At 53.1% G+C, this 14,808-nt stretch carries 15 protein-coding genes and 1 tRNA gene; 7 read left to right on the top strand and 9 right to left on the bottom strand.

What is annotated here, in order from left to right; all coding sequences use genetic code 11:
• Positions 1 to 114: 114 nt before the first annotated feature.
• Positions 115 to 1,173, top strand: coding sequence for a hypothetical protein (locus tag ABNS49_RS07605; protein ID WP_135979568.1), 1,059 nt, complete (start codon positions 115 to 117; stop codon positions 1,171 to 1,173).
• Between the two features lie 83 nt (positions 1,174 to 1,256).
• Here ABNS49_RS07605 and ABNS49_RS07610 read toward each other — a convergent pair whose 3' ends face one another.
• From ABNS49_RS07610 to ABNS49_RS07630, 5 genes are all read right to left on the bottom strand, one after another.
• On the bottom strand, positions 1,257 to 3,236 hold the full coding sequence (locus tag ABNS49_RS07610) for a sensor histidine kinase (RefSeq protein WP_135979567.1): 1,980 nt from the start codon (positions 3,234 to 3,236) through the stop codon (positions 1,257 to 1,259).
• Positions 3,237 to 3,239: 3 nt separating this feature from the next.
• A complete protein-coding gene (locus ABNS49_RS07615) occupies positions 3,240 to 3,941 on the bottom strand; it encodes a response regulator transcription factor (protein WP_135979566.1) in 702 nt (233 codons plus the stop codon).
• 255 nt (positions 3,942 to 4,196) lie between these two features.
• Positions 4,197 to 6,056 carry an ABC transporter ATP-binding protein gene (locus ABNS49_RS07620; RefSeq protein ID WP_288342108.1) on the bottom strand — a complete coding sequence of 620 codons (1,860 nt, stop codon included), beginning with the start codon at positions 6,054 to 6,056 and terminating at the stop codon, positions 4,197 to 4,199.
• Entirely contained in the window at positions 6,053 to 7,786 is a 1,734-nt protein-coding gene (locus ABNS49_RS07625; RefSeq protein WP_135979564.1) for an ABC transporter ATP-binding protein, read from the bottom strand. The genes ABNS49_RS07620 and ABNS49_RS07625 overlap by 4 nt, the downstream gene beginning before the upstream one ends.
• Complete coding sequence (locus ABNS49_RS07630; RefSeq protein WP_135979563.1) at positions 7,743 to 8,234, bottom strand: MarR family transcriptional regulator; 492 nt, start codon at positions 8,232 to 8,234, stop codon at positions 7,743 to 7,745. The genes ABNS49_RS07625 and ABNS49_RS07630 overlap by 44 nt, the downstream gene beginning before the upstream one ends.
• Positions 8,235 to 8,416: 182 nt before the next feature.
• Between ABNS49_RS07630 and rlmD the strand changes: the two genes are divergently transcribed.
• Genes rlmD through ABNS49_RS07645 form a run of 3 tightly spaced genes read left to right on the top strand, consistent with a single transcriptional unit; the run spans position 8,417 to position 10,202 of the window.
• The gene (rlmD, locus tag ABNS49_RS07635) at positions 8,417 to 9,715 is read left to right on the top strand and encodes a 23S rRNA (uracil(1939)-C(5))-methyltransferase RlmD (protein WP_135979562.1); all 1,299 of its coding nucleotides are present in this window, start codon (positions 8,417 to 8,419) and stop codon (positions 9,713 to 9,715) included.
• Complete coding sequence (locus ABNS49_RS07640; protein WP_348688154.1) at positions 9,712 to 10,032, top strand: GNAT family N-acetyltransferase; 321 nt, start codon at positions 9,712 to 9,714, stop codon at positions 10,030 to 10,032. Before rlmD ends, ABNS49_RS07640 begins: the two co-directional genes overlap by 4 nt.
• Complete coding sequence (locus ABNS49_RS07645) at positions 10,032 to 10,202, top strand: hypothetical protein (RefSeq protein ID WP_277820752.1); 171 nt, start codon at positions 10,032 to 10,034, stop codon at positions 10,200 to 10,202. The genes ABNS49_RS07640 and ABNS49_RS07645 overlap by 1 nt, the downstream gene beginning before the upstream one ends.
• Before the next feature lie 52 nt (positions 10,203 to 10,254).
• Here the strand turns inward: ABNS49_RS07645 and ABNS49_RS07650 are convergent, their stop codons facing one another.
• The 3 genes from ABNS49_RS07650 to ABNS49_RS07660 form a co-directional block, all read right to left on the bottom strand.
• Positions 10,255 to 10,752, bottom strand: coding sequence for a flavodoxin (locus ABNS49_RS07650; RefSeq protein WP_135979561.1), 498 nt, complete (start codon positions 10,750 to 10,752; stop codon positions 10,255 to 10,257).
• Positions 10,753 to 10,824: 72 nt separating this feature from the next.
• On the bottom strand, positions 10,825 to 11,424 hold the full coding sequence (locus tag ABNS49_RS07655; protein WP_135979560.1) for a hypothetical protein: 600 nt from the start codon (positions 11,422 to 11,424) through the stop codon (positions 10,825 to 10,827).
• 52 nt (positions 11,425 to 11,476) lie between these two features.
• Positions 11,477 to 12,130 (bottom strand): phosphatase PAP2 family protein, encoded by a 654-nt coding sequence (locus ABNS49_RS07660; RefSeq protein ID WP_135979559.1) that lies wholly within the window; start codon positions 12,128 to 12,130, stop codon positions 11,477 to 11,479.
• A 136-nt stretch (positions 12,131 to 12,266) separates the two neighbouring features.
• Here ABNS49_RS07660 and ABNS49_RS07665 point away from each other — a divergent pair.
• Both ABNS49_RS07665 and ABNS49_RS07670 read left to right on the top strand, forming a co-directional pair.
• Positions 12,267 to 12,351 (top strand) — tRNA-Leu (locus ABNS49_RS07665).
• Positions 12,352 to 12,735: 384 nt separating this feature from the next.
• Positions 12,736 to 12,927: a hypothetical protein gene (locus ABNS49_RS07670; RefSeq protein WP_135979558.1), complete on the top strand. Its 192-nt coding sequence runs from the start codon at positions 12,736 to 12,738 to the stop codon at positions 12,925 to 12,927.
• A 20-nt stretch (positions 12,928 to 12,947) separates the two neighbouring features.
• On the opposite strand, the gene ABNS49_RS07675 is transcribed toward ABNS49_RS07670, so the two are convergent.
• The gene (locus ABNS49_RS07675; protein ID WP_338400913.1) at positions 12,948 to 14,321 is read right to left on the bottom strand and encodes an MATE family efflux transporter; all 1,374 of its coding nucleotides are present in this window, start codon (positions 14,319 to 14,321) and stop codon (positions 12,948 to 12,950) included.
• Positions 14,322 to 14,509: 188 nt separating this feature from the next.
• Between ABNS49_RS07675 and ABNS49_RS07680 the strand changes: the two genes are divergently transcribed.
• Complete coding sequence (locus ABNS49_RS07680) at positions 14,510 to 14,785, top strand: DUF2500 domain-containing protein (protein WP_168353523.1); 276 nt, start codon at positions 14,510 to 14,512, stop codon at positions 14,783 to 14,785.
• The last annotated feature ends 23 nt before the right edge of the window (positions 14,786 to 14,808 follow it).

Genomic DNA, 14,808 nt, shown 5'->3' on the forward strand with positions numbered 1-14,808 from the left:
TTAAAATATTGTCCGGTTTTCTCTCGTTTTGTCGTATATAAAACATTCATTGGGAAGGAGGAAAAACGGTGCCATACACAAGAAAGACAAACGATCAGAAAGGAGCAAACAACGATGGCGTATCCATTTGGACCGGAACAAAAACCCGAAACTCCACCCTATGCTGTGCTACAATGTAAGCGGCAGGACACCTCGATCGCGCAGGCTGTCCACAACACGGAAAACCAGTCGCAATACGACGCGGCGTGCAAACGCCTGCTGTCCGAAAAGATCATTCTCGCCTGGATTCTGAAGGAATGCGTGCCCGAATACAAGGACAAAAAGATCGACGACATCATGCACAAATACATCGAAGGCGTGGAAGTGTCGGTGGTGCCGGTGCAGGGACCACGCATTCATGGAGATAATACCGAGGATACGGATCTGTATGTGGGAACGATACGCTACGATATCTTCTTTCGAGCCCTGCTTCCCAAAGGCCAAGGAAGGATGCTTTTGCTGATCAATGTGGAAGCGCAAAACAAGGAGAATGAAAAGTACCTGCTCGTATCGAGGATGATGTACCATTTAGCCAGACTGGCGTCCAGTCAGCATGGGGTGGAATTCACCCATGACGACTACGGAAACCTGCAAAAGGTGTATTCGATCTGGATCTGCATGGACGCGCCAAAGAGCCGCGCCAATTCGATGAACGTGTACGAGATGACGGAAAAACAAGTGGCGGGCAACGTGAAGCTGAAGAAGTCGGATTACGACTTGATGACGGGGATCATGTTGTGGCTTGGGGATCCGGGATCGGAAAAATACGATGGAATCTACAAGCTGCTGCACACGCTGTTGTCCAACAAGGTAAAGGAACCGAAGAAACGGCAGGTGCTGGAAGAGGAATTTCACATACCCATGAGCGAGAAGATGGAAAAGGAGGTCAGCGAGATGTGCAATTTAAGTCAGGGGATCCTGGAACAGGGGATGGAGAAGCAAAGACTTATCGACGAGCGGAAAATAGAGCGGATCCAAAAGAAGATGGAGAAGCAACAAAAGAAAATGGAACGCCAAAATATCCAAAAGATGAAGCAGCTCTTAGCGGCCGGCGTCGACAAAACAACGATCGCCAGCGTGTTTGACTGCTCTTTGGAAGAGCTTGAAGGGTTGTCTAAAAAGAAATCCCGATAGCGGAAAGGAAGGACATGTGCCTTCTTTTTTTTGTTTTGTAGAAAGCGAAAAAGAAGATGCCGTTTCCGGCACCTTCGATAAAATTATTTTTTAAATGTGACGATCGCCTTGAACAAATCGCCGTCGATGTCGATCTTGAACTCGCCGTTTTGGATCTCGGTAAAGCTTTTCACGATCGCAAGACCAAGACCGCTGCCGATTTCATGCCGCGACTTGTCGCCACGCACGAAACGTTCGACGATTTCGTCCGGATCGAAGTCGAGCGGCTGGCTCGAAATGTTGCGGTACGTGATCGTGACAGTGTCCGCTTCCTCTTTCACGTCGATGAACACGCGGGTGTTGTCCATGGCGTATTTGGAAATGTTGCCAATGAGGTTTTCGAAGACGCGCATGGATTTGTTTGGATCCAGCAGGAGCGTCACCGGATGATCCGGGTGCTTGTAGACGACTTGCAAGTCTTTCTTTTCCCATTCATCCAAATGCTCGGCCTGCACCTGGCCGATGAGTTCCACCAGATCGACGGGCTGGCGTTCCAGCTGGATATTGCCCGAGTTCGCCTTGGACACGTCGAACAAGTCGACGACAAGCTGGTCGAGCCGGTTCGTGTAGCCCTCGATTTTTTGACCGTATTCCTTGAGCTTTTGCGGGTCGTCCGTCGTTTCCAGCAGCTCGACGTACGTCTTGATGCCCGTCAGCGGCGTCTTCAAGTCGTGCGACACGTTGGAAATGAGCTCGGTTTTCATATTTTGCGACTGGATGCCTTCCTTCAGCGCGATCTCGAAGCCGCTTTTGACTTGCAGCAAGGTATTGTAGATGGACTGGAACGGACCGACCGGATACGGCAGCACCTTGTCGAAGTCGCCGGCCGCGATTTGCCGCGTCGCCGCCAGCGTCTTTTCGTAATCCGCCTTGATGCGCTTGTAGTATTGAAAAAACTTGATAAAGCCATACGTCATGAGCAGCATCGCCACGATCCAGCCCAATGGCGCGATCGCGAATAAAATCGAAACGACGACAAGGGAAGCGACCATCGCGATGACGATTTTATCCAAATTGTGCCGTCCAAGATCGAGGGCGAAAAGCGCGTCCGTTTTTCCTTGCACCCAGTGGATGATCCCAAACAGCCACGTGTCGCGCTGGATGAAGCGGCCGATTCCCTCGCAAAAGATGCGCTTCAAATACACAAGAACCAAAAAGTAGGAGCCGTAAACGAGCGACCACACAAACCAAAGCAGCGTGTACAGCGCCTTGTAAATGTTGCCCTGAAGCAAGCCGTCAAACAGCAGGCTTTTGCCGTCCATCAAAGAGGCTTGCGACAACAAGATCACGCCCATGAACAAAAACGTGAACAACGTGCCGTAAAAGAGGATGGAAGGCTCGAGCTTCCATTGCAGCGTCTTGCGAACGAGCGGCGCCTCCTTTTCGTCCTTGTATGGAAACAACAGCACAAACAAGCCAATCAGGGCGAGCGGCACGCAAGCCGCAAGCAGGATGCAAGGCATCATGTACGAGTCGTAGTCGATAAACGAGGCCACGTATCCGCCATCGTTGACGAGCGGATCCTTGAGCGTGTATTCGAACGTGAAGCCGGCCGGCAGCGGATTGATCGTGTAGCCAACCTGCTCGCTGCCATAGTCCCAGCCCAAATGATTCATGATTTGCTGTTCGAGCGTTTCGACCTTCGTCGCCTGCCGGGCGTTTTTCAGCGCGTCGCCATCCAAATTGCCGGCGCTCTCTTTTTTGTAGGAAGCCTTGAATTGAAAGTTCGAATCGTCCTCCAGAAGATGGCGCGATTCCAGCACAAGCCCCTCGACTGCCTGCTCGACCATGTTGCGAAGCTCGGTCGGAGCGTTGTCCTCGAACGTGATGATTTCGTAGTCGGGATCCAGCTCCCTGGCATAGGAGAGCGCCATCGCCTCGATGTCCTCGTTCAGGCTTTGCTCGCCCCAGTGCGTCAGCGTGGAAGGCAGCGTACGCCCCTGGCCGATGGCGTACGTCGCGATCGTGGCGAAACCAAGTGTCAAAATGCAGGCGATCGTAAAGAAAATCTTGTTTTTTTTCATCCGTCAATCCTTTCTAAGCTTGTAGCCGACCCCCCACACAACCTGAATGTACATCGGCTTTTTCGTGTCCAGCTCGATCTTTTCCCGCAGCTTGCGGATGTGTACCGTAATCGTGTCGGTCGTGATCGCCTCCTCCTGCCAGATGAGCTCGTAAATCTGCTGGGCCGAAAACACCTGGTTAGGATGGCGCATAAGCAACTCGAGAATCGCGAACTCCTTGGGCGTCAAGTGCACTGGCGCCCCATGCGCGGACACTTCCTTGGTCAGCGGATTCAGCTCCAGGTCGCCAATGACGAGCGCGTCCCCCTCGGAGGCGCCACCCGACTGCAAGGCGAGAATTTGCTCGTAGCGACGCAGCTGGGCGCGTACTCTGGCAATGAGCTCCATGCTCGCGAACGGTTTGGTGATATAGTCGTCGGCGCCAATCATCAAGCCGTTGATTTTATCCATGTCCTCGCTTTTCGCGCTCAAAAAGATGACGGGAAAGTCGTACGTCTTGCGCGCCTGCACAACCATTTGAATGCCGTCCATGACCGGCATCATGATATCCACGATTGCCAGATGGATGGGATGCGTTTTCATTTTTTCCAGTCCGTCGGCTCCGTTTTCCGCCAGCACGACTTCATAGCCCTGGTTTTCCATATAAATGCCAATCGCCTCGCGGATGCCCTGGTCGTCCTCCACGACTAATATTGTATGTTCCATATATTCTCCTCCTCGCTTTCCTGCATCGGATGCAGAAGGAATCCGGCGCAAACCCACAAGATTCCAAGTCCGATTCCAATCCATTTTATCATTTCCATCGTTATCACCTCAATCAAAGGAGAGCGAAATGAATGTTGCGCGAAGGGCGCTCTCCTTATGGACGTACTATACGAAAACTTTCTAAGCAGAAACGACAGGATTTTCTAAAGATTTCCTAAACATGAAAAAAGTCCCGGAAAAACCGGGACTCTTGGGTTAGTCGAGCTCGAACGCGCCCGTATACAGCTGGTAGTACGTGCCTTTTTGCTTGATCAGGTCGTCGTGGTCGCCTCGCTCGATGATCCGGCCCTGGTCGAGCACCATGATGGCGTTCGAGTTTTGGATCGTCGACAAGCGGTGCGCGATGACGAACACCGTCCGGCCGCTCATGAGCTTGTCCATGCCTTCCTGCACGATGCGCTCGGTGCGCGTGTCAATCGAGGACGTCGCCTCGTCGAGGATGAGCACCGGCGGGTTGGCGACAGCCGCCCTGGCGATGGCGATCAGCTGGCGCTGGCCTTGCGAAAGCGACTCGCCCGAACCGGAAATGACCGTGTTGTAGCCATGCTCGAGATGGCGGATGAACTCGTCCGCGTTGGCGAGTTTGGCGGCCGCGACGCATTCCTCGTCCGTCGCGTCCAGCTTGCCGAACCGGATGTTTTCCATGATCGTGCCGGAAAACAAATTCGTATCCTGGAGCACGATGCCAAGCGACCGGCGCAAATCCGGCTTCTTGATCAGCTTGATGTCGATGCCGTCGTACGTGATCGAGCCTTTTTGAATGTCGTAAAAGCGGTTGATCAAATTCGTGATCGTCGTCTTGCCCGCGCCCGTCGCGCCGACAAAGGCGATCTTTTGTCCCGGCTTGGCGAACAGCGAAATGTCATGCAGGATGACTTTCTTTGGCGTGTAGCCAAACGTCACGTCTTCAAAGCGCACATCGCCTTTGAGCTCGACGAGCTCCACGTGGCCGTTGGGACGCGGATGCCGCCAGCACCAGTGGCCGGTGCTTTCCACGCATTCGACCCAGTGTCCGTTTTCGTCGCGGACGTTGACGAGCGTCACGACGCCATGGTCCTCTTCGCTTGGCGCGTCGAGAATGGCGTACACCCGGTTGGCGCCGGCGCCCGCCATGATGACGGCGTTGATTTGCTGCGAGATTTGCCCGATCGGGTTCGTGAACTGCCGGTTGAGCAGCAGGAACGAGGCGATCGTACCAATCGTCATGCCAAACATGCCGTGCAGTGCGAACCACGCGCCGATAAAGGCCGTGAGCACGTAGGAAACGTAGCCCAGGTTCATGACGATCGGCATGAGGATGTTGGCGAACTTGTTCGCTTCGGTGCTCGCCTTGCACAGCTTGTCGTTGACTTTTTCAAAGTCGGCGATCGACTGCTGTTCGTGGGTGAACACCTTGATGACTTTGCTGCCTTCCATCATTTCCTCGATGAAGCCGTTCACTTCTCCCAGCGTCATTTGCTGCTCGCGGAAATACTTGCCCGAGCGGCGGGTGATGAAGCGGCTTGTGAAAATCATGACGGCGCCCATGAAAATCGTGATCAGCGTCAGCGGGGCGCTGAGCATGAGCATGGAAATGAGGACGAACACCATCATCGACAGCGACGAGATCATTTGCGGCAGACTTTGCGAAATGAGCTGGCGCAGCGTGTCGGTATCGTTGGTGTACACCGACATGATATCGCCGTGGGCGTGGGTGTCAAAGTAGGCGATGGGCAGCGATTCCATGTGCTTGAACAACGACTCGCGGGTGTCGTTGAGCGTGCCAAGCGAAATGTTGATCATCAGCCGGTTCCACGTGTACGTGGACACGATGCCCAAGCCGTAAATGCAAGCCAAATACAAGATGGCTTTCGCCAGCGGGCCGAAATCCGGCTCGCTCATGATGGTCAGCGGCGTGATGTAGTCGTCGATGAGCGTCTGCAAAAAGACGCTGCCATACACGTTGGCGATCGCCGAAACGAGAATAAGCAGGAAGACGATCAGGCATTGGACCTTGTAGCGGCGAATCGTTTCCTTCATGACGCGTTTCAATCCATTTAAGTTGTTTCCAATCATTGTTCGTCCTCTCCTTTCTGCTGGGCCTCGTACGTCTGGCGGTAAATCTCGTTGGTTTTCAACAGCTGCGCATGCGTGCCCAGACCCGCGATCTTTCCATCGTGCAAAACGAGGATTTGATCCGCGTCCTGAATGGAGCTGATGCGCTGGGAAATGATGATCCGCGTCGTGTCGGGAATTTTTTCCAGAAACGCCTGCCGGATCAGCGTGTCGGTGCGGGTGTCGACCGCGCTGGTCGAGTCGTCCAAAATGAGGATTTTCGGCTTTTTCAGCAGCGCGCGCGCGATACAAAGACGCTGGCGCTGGCCGCCGGACACGTTCGTTCCGCCTTGGGTGATGTACGTATGGTATTTGTCCGGCATGCGCTCGATGAATTCGCTGGCTTGCGCGAGCCGGCACGCTTCCTCGATTTGCGCCTCGGTCGCGTCCGGGTCGCCCCAGCGCATGTTGTCGAGAATCGTCCCCGAGAACAGCACGTTTTTCTGAAGCACCATGCCGACGTTGTCGCGCAGCGTTTTCAAATCGTAGTCGTGCACGTTGACGCCGCCCACTTTCACGCTTCCCTTCGTCGTGTCGTACAACCGGGGAATGAGCTGGACAAGCGAGGACTTCGCCGAGCCGGTCGCGCCCAAAATGCCAAATGTCGAACCGGACGGAATCGTCAGGTTGATGTCGTCGAGAACGTATTCGTTCTCGTCGTTTTCAGCGTAGTTGAAATACACGTGCTCAAAGCGCACATCGCCGTTGTCCACGTGGCGCACGCCGTCTTTTGGCGACTCCAAATAGCTGACCTGAGTGATGACTTCGGTAATTCGCTTGGCGCTGGCAATCGACATGGACACCATGACGAACACCATCGAAAGCATCATGAGCGACATGAGGACGCTGGCCGTGTACGTGAACAGCGACATGAGCGTGCCGACTTCCATCGAGCCGCCGACGATTTGTCTGGCGCCAAACCACGAGATGCCCAGCGTCAGGGCGTACATGGAAAACTGCATGACCGGCGAGTTCCACACGAGCAGTTTCTCGGCTTTTTTGTTGATGACGTAAATATCCTGACTCGCCTTGTCGAAGCGGCTGATTTCATAATCCTCGCGCACGAACGACTTGACGGCGCGGATCCCGGTGATGTTTTCCTGAATGTCCTCGTTGAGCTTGTCGTATTTCTTGAACATTTTCTCGAAAATCGGCCGGACAAGGAAGATGATGCCAAACAAAACGATGACGAGCAAGGTGACGATCACAAGGAAGATGCAGCCGATGACCGGCGAAAGAAAGAACACCATCCCCATGGAAAAAAGAAACATGAGCGGGGAACGGACGCAGGCGCGGATGATCATCTGGAACGAGTTTTGCACGTTGGTGACATCCGTCATCATCCGGGTGATCAGTCCGCCCGTCGAATATTCGTCAATATTGGAAAACGCGAAATTTTGAATGTTTCTGAATTCGGCTTCGCGCAGGTTTTTCGCGAAGCCCGCCGAGGCGATGGCCGCGTATTTTCCGGATTTGGCGCCGGCCCACAACGCCAGAAACGCGCACAGCAGCATGAGTCCGCCGTACATCCACACTTTGTTCATGTCGTGCTGGTTGATGCCCTGGTCGACCAGCAGCGACATAAGATACGGAATCAGGACGTCGAAGATGACTTCGAAGGCGACGAAGATCGGCGTCTTGATCGCGTCAGTTTTGTACTCTTTCAAATGGGAGAGTAAGGTCTTTATCATTTTTTTCCTCCTTTGCTTCCTCGATGACGTTGTTCATGACTTTTTCAAGAAGCAGCGTCAGCTGGGCTTTTTCCTCGTCGGAAAGCCCCTTGGTGAGAATTTGATCCACATATTCTCGCTGTTTCGTAAATTGAGCACACAGTTCCTCTTCATCGAACGTGGAGCGGATGCGGTGGATCCGTTTGTCTTTTTTGCTTTGTTCCCGCACGATGTAGCCTTTTTGCTCCAAACGATTCAGGATGCCTGTGACGGTGGGATTGGAAATGTGAAAATAGTTTTCGATGTCCCGTTGAATGATGTCGTTTTCCTTGTTTTTGGCAAGAAAGAAAAGGACATCGCATTGCGATTTCGTCAGGCCCATGGATTTCAGTTTGCGATTCATGATTTTTTCAATTTTATGCGACGTGCTTCGAAAGAAAAAACCGAGCGGATAGGTGTTTTGCGGCATAAGCGCTCCTTTCTAGGAAATATATAGTGTGCTAGGCTTAATTATAGTGCGCTATATATTCAAAGTCAATCGTTTTTCCTCCTCGCGTTTTATGGTACGGCGAATCGCGCGAAATTGCCGGGAAAACGCAACAAAAAAGAAAAACAAGGGAAAGAAAAAGATGTTTGTGCTACGATGGAGCTATGAAAAAGAATGAACAATATACCGTGGAATGCCTGTCGCTCACGGATCTGGGCGCGGGCGTATGCAAAGTGGACGGACAAGTCGTCTACGTGTATGACTTTCTTCCGGGCGAGCAAGCCGACATCCGGATCATAAAGACGTACTCGAAATACGCCATCGGCAAAGTGGTGGCGCTCCATAAAAAAAGCGAGGCGAGAACCGATCCGGTTTGCCCGGTGGCGAAGCGATGCGGAGGCTGCCAGATGCAGTCGGTCCGCTACGAGGCGCAGTGCGGCTTCAAAAACAAGTGGATGCGCGACTTGTTCAAAGATGGTGACGTGCGGCCGATCCTTCCGGCAAAAGAGCCGCTTTTTTACCGCAACAAAGCGCAGTTTCCGGTTTCCGTCCAAAACGGGCAAGTCGAGATGGGGTTTTACCGCCCGCGATCCAACACGATCGTCGACACGACGCAATGCTGGATCCAGTCCAGGCCGATCAACGAGATTTTCGCCTGGATCAAGACGCACTTGTCCATCGCGCAAGCCGAGGCGCTGCGGCACGTGATGATTCGGGTTTCCAGCCAAACCGGCGAGGCGCAAGTTGTGTGGATCGGTCGTGAAAACATCGGTCTGGACGACTTGACGGCTCGAATGGTCGAGCGGTTCCCGGCCATTCAAAGCGTCGTGTTCAATGAGAACCGGCGCGCCGACAACGTGATTTTGGGCGAGACGTACACCGTCCTGCATGGCCGCGACTGGATCGAGGAACGATGTATGGGCAATCGGGTCAAGCTGCATTTCAAGGCGTTTTTTCAAGTGGATCCCGCCCAGATGGAGGCGTTGTATCAAACCGCGATCGACCTGGCGGACTTTCAAGGCGATGAAACGTGCGTCGAGTTGTACGCGGGAACCGGCACGATCGGCATGGCGATGGCCGGCCACGTCAAAGAAGTGGTGGGCGTCGAGATCGTGCCCGAGGCGGTGGAAAACGCCAACGAAAACGTCCGGTGGAACGGGTTGGAAAACTGCCGCTATGTTTGTCAGGATGCCACGGCGTTCGTTGGCGAGTATGCCGGGGCGTGCGATGTGCTCGTCGTCGATCCGCCCCGCAAAGGCATGAGCGAGGAAGGCATCTGCCACATCGAAAAGCTGGATCCCGAAAAGATCATTTACATTTCGTGCAATCCCAAGACGCTCAGGCGCGATGTGGAGCGTCTGGCCCAAAGCGGCTATCGCTGCGAAATCATCCAGCCTGTCGACATGTTTCCGTATACGACGGGTATCGAGTGCGTGGCGCGGATCGTGAAGGAACGCGAATGAGCGCGCCGTCGTTACAAACCGGACGGCTGATTTTGAGAAAATTCACGCCGCGGGACATGGAGGCGCTGTTTCAAATTTTGAAGGACGAGGAAGTCAACACGTTTTTGCCGTGGTATCCGGTCAGGACGATGGCGGAAACCGTGCGGTGTTACGAAGAGCGATTCGCTTCGAATGCGCGGGCGTACGCGATTTGTTTGCGGGAAGACGACAAGCCCATTGGCTATATTCAAGTGGGGGAGGAAGAGCCGTACGATCTTGGCTATGGACTTCACCGGGAATTTTGGCGCCAGGGTATCGAGTGCGAAGCGGCGGGGTGATGAAAAAAGCCGGGATGCGCTACCAGTACTCTTACGAAGAACAATGGCAGCCGAAAAACATTCCGGTGGTCTTTCGGATGTACCAGCTGAATTTGCAAGGCGACGAGTCTTTTGTTTATCGAAAATACAAGGACAAGGCGCCGGCGTGGTTTGTCGAGCCGGACGCATGAATCAAAAGAAAAAGAACCAGGACATGCCGGTATGGTATCCTGGTTCTTTCGTTTACATAATGGTTTGCGCCCATTCCAGAGCGAGCGGGATCGCGGAATCGTATTTGCCGGAAATGAAGCTGGATCCTTCGTCAAGCGCGGCTTCAGGGTAGGAGGCTTTCAAATCGGTTATACAGTTTTGCGGCCCGCTGCCCGCGTTAATGACAAACGGGACGACGCGCTTGCCGGCCAGTTCGCCGTTTTTTTGCTTGGCGTCCAAAAATGTGAACACGGGCATTGGCGCGGTGCCGCACCAGTTTGGAAAGCCGAGGATGACGGTGGAGTAGCCGGCCAGATCGGGCAGCGGCTCGACGATGCCCGGACGCGCGTTGGAGTCAAGCTCGCGCAGCGCCTCGTTGACGCAGTCTTCCTCTTTCTTGCTGTAAGGGTGGACCGGTTTGATTTCAAATAGGTCGGCGCCAGTCATTTCCGCGATTTCCTTCGCGACTTTGGTCATGGTGGACTGGCTCGGGTTTTGACCGCCAAAATAGACGACAAGGGTTTTTTCCATAGGAGTACCTTCTTTCTTTTTTGATTTCACGTTTTTGAAAAAAGAGCATACGACGTACACTCTTTTCAAATGCTAATTGTTTTTCTCGGTTTTTTCAATATCCTCGTTGGTGACTTGCTCGCCATACAGGAAGCCCCAGGTGATAAATTGCTCTTTCATCGCGTCGTACTGGTCTTGCGGAACCGTGCCTTTGACGATGACGTTGTCGTTGAGCACGTACAATGTCACTTCGTGGTCTTCCATGTCGATGTCCTCGATTTGGGTCTGGTCGTCCGAGAAGGTCAAAGTCGAGCCCTCGTCCGTGTCCTGGTCGACCAGTTCGTCGTTGTAGAGCGTCTGGATTCCGGCTTTGGCGTCGGCGTCGTTGGCGAAGATGAAAAACTCGTAATCGGTTTTTCCTTTTTCGGCCTCGTGGATGGTGGCGTTCGTGATGCCGTCGCTGTCGAAATCCTTTTCGATTTTGAAGCCATCTTTTTCCAAATCGGATAAAATGCCGTCAATAACATCCGAACGGATATCTTCCCGTTTTTCTGTTTTTATTTGTTGTTTCTCTGCTTTTGTTTCCTGTTTCGCGTTTTCCGTGCCGGGCTTCGACGTCGAGGCCGGGGCGCTGCTGCATCCGGCCAGCATGAGGGCCGAAACCGCGAAAACAGCGATGCGTTTTGTATTCATTGGAATCTCTCCTTTTGTTTAATGCCATCATAGCATTTCAAATCGGGAAAGTTTAATGAAACACATCCACAAAAACTTTGTACAGCCAGACGAGCGCGCAGCCAAGCAGCAGTCCGCCCGCGATGTCCGTCAGCCAGTGCACTCCGCAAAGCAGCCGTCCGCATACGGCAAACGCGATCAGCGCGAAGCTGGCGACCGGGATCCAGAAGCTGAGCGCTTTGTTTTTGGGAAACAGCGTGTGGAAGGCGACGATACCGGTGCCGTAAATCGTGACGACCATCATCGTGTGCGAGGAAGGGTAGGATGGCTCCAAAATCCCGTTTTCCAAAACCGGGCGCATGTTGATGACGACGTGCTCGAAAGCGACGTACAAAACGGCCATCAAAACGTAAATGGCGGCCAGCGCGTAAATCGAAGGGTCGACTTTGCGCAGGCTTTTGCCGCGGATGAGCTGAACGAGTCCAAGTCCGGCGAAAAAGGCGCATTCCAAAAACGCGAGATACAATGGAATGTCGGTCAGCTTGTCCAGCAGTCCGGTCTGGCCCGTCCACGTATGAAAAGCGGTGTTGATGGCTGCCAGTCCAATCAGGCTGTTTTGCGGTCCTGCCGGCTGCACGTCAACGACGCAAAGCGCGGCAGTGAGGGCGAAAAAGAGCACGAACCACAGCAGACACCAGCACAGGTCTTTTTTTGTTTGGGTTGTCATAATAATCTCCTTTGCGTTCAACTTCTATTTAATCGCATTTTTGACTGGGATTCAAATGACACTCTAAAGAAAACGCGAAAAAACGAAAACTTCTCTTGACGAACCGGAACGCAATCGGTATACTCTTAAGAGTAATGAGGCCGTGGTGGAATCGGCAGACACGCTACTTTGAGGGGGTAGTGACTTCGGTCGTGTGCGTTCAAGTCGCATCGGCCTCACCATTTGAAAAGAACGTCGGACAGGTTCCGGCTTTTTTTATGCCGATTTTTCCGCTTTGGAAACCGTTTCGTCAATCTTAGGCGGTTGTTTCGAAAATCTTTCGATTTGGATGGTATGCTTTGACCATGAAAACAAAAACGTATCAACTTAAATCGACAGCGTATTTGAAAGAGCTGCTGTCCAAACCAAAAAAAGAATCGAAAGGGCGCTAGGCTATTTGTGGCTTTTCTTTCAAGTTTTGAAAAAAAAGTCCACTCCAAAGAGGCGTTTTACCGCAGGCATCCTACGCTTCCATGGCTCATCACAAAATCATAAGATGTTTTTAGGGTTTTCTCACATTTCATGTTTACAAACACCGATTCCGAGAGGAAACAGCCGGAAATGCTATGCTTAAAACAAACGAGGTGGAAGAGATGGAAGCGAATGAAAAGACGAGTGTGGATGAATGGCGATTTGGCAGCGTGCTGATGACGTTTATCTCGCTGCTGGCAGGCGCGGTGCTCATTCTTTGCGTCGTCGCGATCGCGATGATGGCCTGCAGCATCGTGCTCAACAATTCGATTTGGATCGCGGGATAAAGGAAAAGCGGAAGAAACCGTTAGCTGGTTTCCTCCGCTTCTTCGTAACGGGCGAAATTTTGGTCGTAAAGCCACGTCTTGGACCGGAAGGAAAAGAAAAAGCATACCGACGAGGCCGCCCACGTCAGCGGGTACACCCAGTACACGAACCAGATGTTGTGGAACAAGGCGCCGGTCACCATCAAAAAACCGATGCGCAACCCGCACCAGCAGGCGAGCATGACGTACATGGGCACGACCGGCTTGCCGCCACCGCGCAGCACCGCCGCCACCGCGTGCGAGTAGGCGAGCAAAAAGTAAAACCAGGCATTGCAGAAAATGCGGTCGGCGCCAAAGCCAACAACGGCGGGGTTGGAATCGAACAAGGCGATGATTGGCCTTGCGCCCAGCACCATGAGCAAGCCGATGAGCTCGGCGCAAACGACCGAGCAGAGGATGCCGAATTTCGCGCCGGCGTCGGCCCGCTCGAACTGGTTGGCGCCAATGTTTTGCGACACGAACGTGGAGATGGCCATGTTGAACGACAGGATGGGCAGAAACGCGAATCCTTCCACTTTCGAGTACGCGCCGCAGCCCGCCATCGCCATCGGGCCGAACGCGTTAATGTTGGACTGCACGACGACGTTGGCGATCGAGATAATCGAGTTTTGCACGCCGGTCGGCAAGCCGTAAGTCAAAATTTCCCCCATGCATCCTTTGTAGAAGCGGATTTTCAGCAGACGAATGTGGTAAGGCACGTTTTTGCGCAGCATGACGAGCAGCGACAAAAACGCCGAGACGAACTGGGCGATGATGGTGGCGTACGCCGCGCCGTCGACGCCCATGCCAAAGCGGGTGATGAACACGATGTCCAGCACGACATTGAGCACGGAGGAGACGATCAAAAAATAAAGGGGTGTCGTGGAGTCGCCGACCGCGCGCATGATGCCGGATAAAAAGTTGTACAAAATCAAGCCGAGCGAGCCGGCAAAGTAAATGCTGAAATACAAATTGGATTCCGCCAGCACTTCGGCGGGCGTCTGCATCCAGGCCAGCAGCAGCGGGGACAGCCACGTGCCAAGCGCCGTCAGCGCGATCCCGATCCCGATCGAGAGGGCGACGGTCGTGTAAATCGTTTCCTGCATGCGCTCGTACAGCCTGGCCCCATACAGCCGGGAAATCACGACGCCCGCGCCCAGGGACATGCCGTTGAAAAAGCCAATCATTAAAAAGATCAAATTGCCTGAGCTGGAAACGGCGGCCAGCGCGTGCGAGCCAAGAAAATTGCCGACGATCAAAGAGTCCGCGGTGTTGTACAACTGCTGGAAAAGCTGTCCGAGAAAGATGGGGAGAGCGAACAGCAGCATCTTTTTCCAGATGGCGCCTTCGGTCATGACGACTTGCGATTTGTTCAAATGAATCCCTTCCTTTCGTTGTCGATTCGTTCCTAATTATAGGCGGAATCGCAATTTGTGCAATTCCTGAAGTGCGCTTTATGTGGAAGAACATGGCGTTTTGCAGGAAAGTTCAGAAAAAAATGAAACAATTTACAGAAAACGGTGTAAAATAAAAACACATAAGAAAGAAAGGAATGTTGGTAGGAATGTTTCAAAATCAGGATTCGCTCAACGCGCTTTTGATCAACAAGAAAAAGGGAACAGCGTTTGGCAGCGGCAGGTCTATTTATAAATTGGTGTTTCAAACGAAGAGGGGCATCCTCAGTTTCCAAGTCGACGAGGAAAAGTACGATCGGGTGGCGGTCGGCAGCCAGGGGCGGCTGACGTTTGCGGGTCTGAAGCTGATTTCTTTTGGCAAGTGGATCGACGAGTCGCTTTTCTCCGCGTACAACCGGCCGGATCTTCCATGGCTTCGCTCGTAAGGGCGAAGCTTTTTTATTGCGTT

This window comes from uncultured Dubosiella sp., assembly GCF_964018005.1.
GTDB classification, from domain to species: domain Bacteria; phylum Bacillota_I; class Bacilli_A; order Erysipelotrichales; family Erysipelotrichaceae; genus Dubosiella; species Dubosiella muris.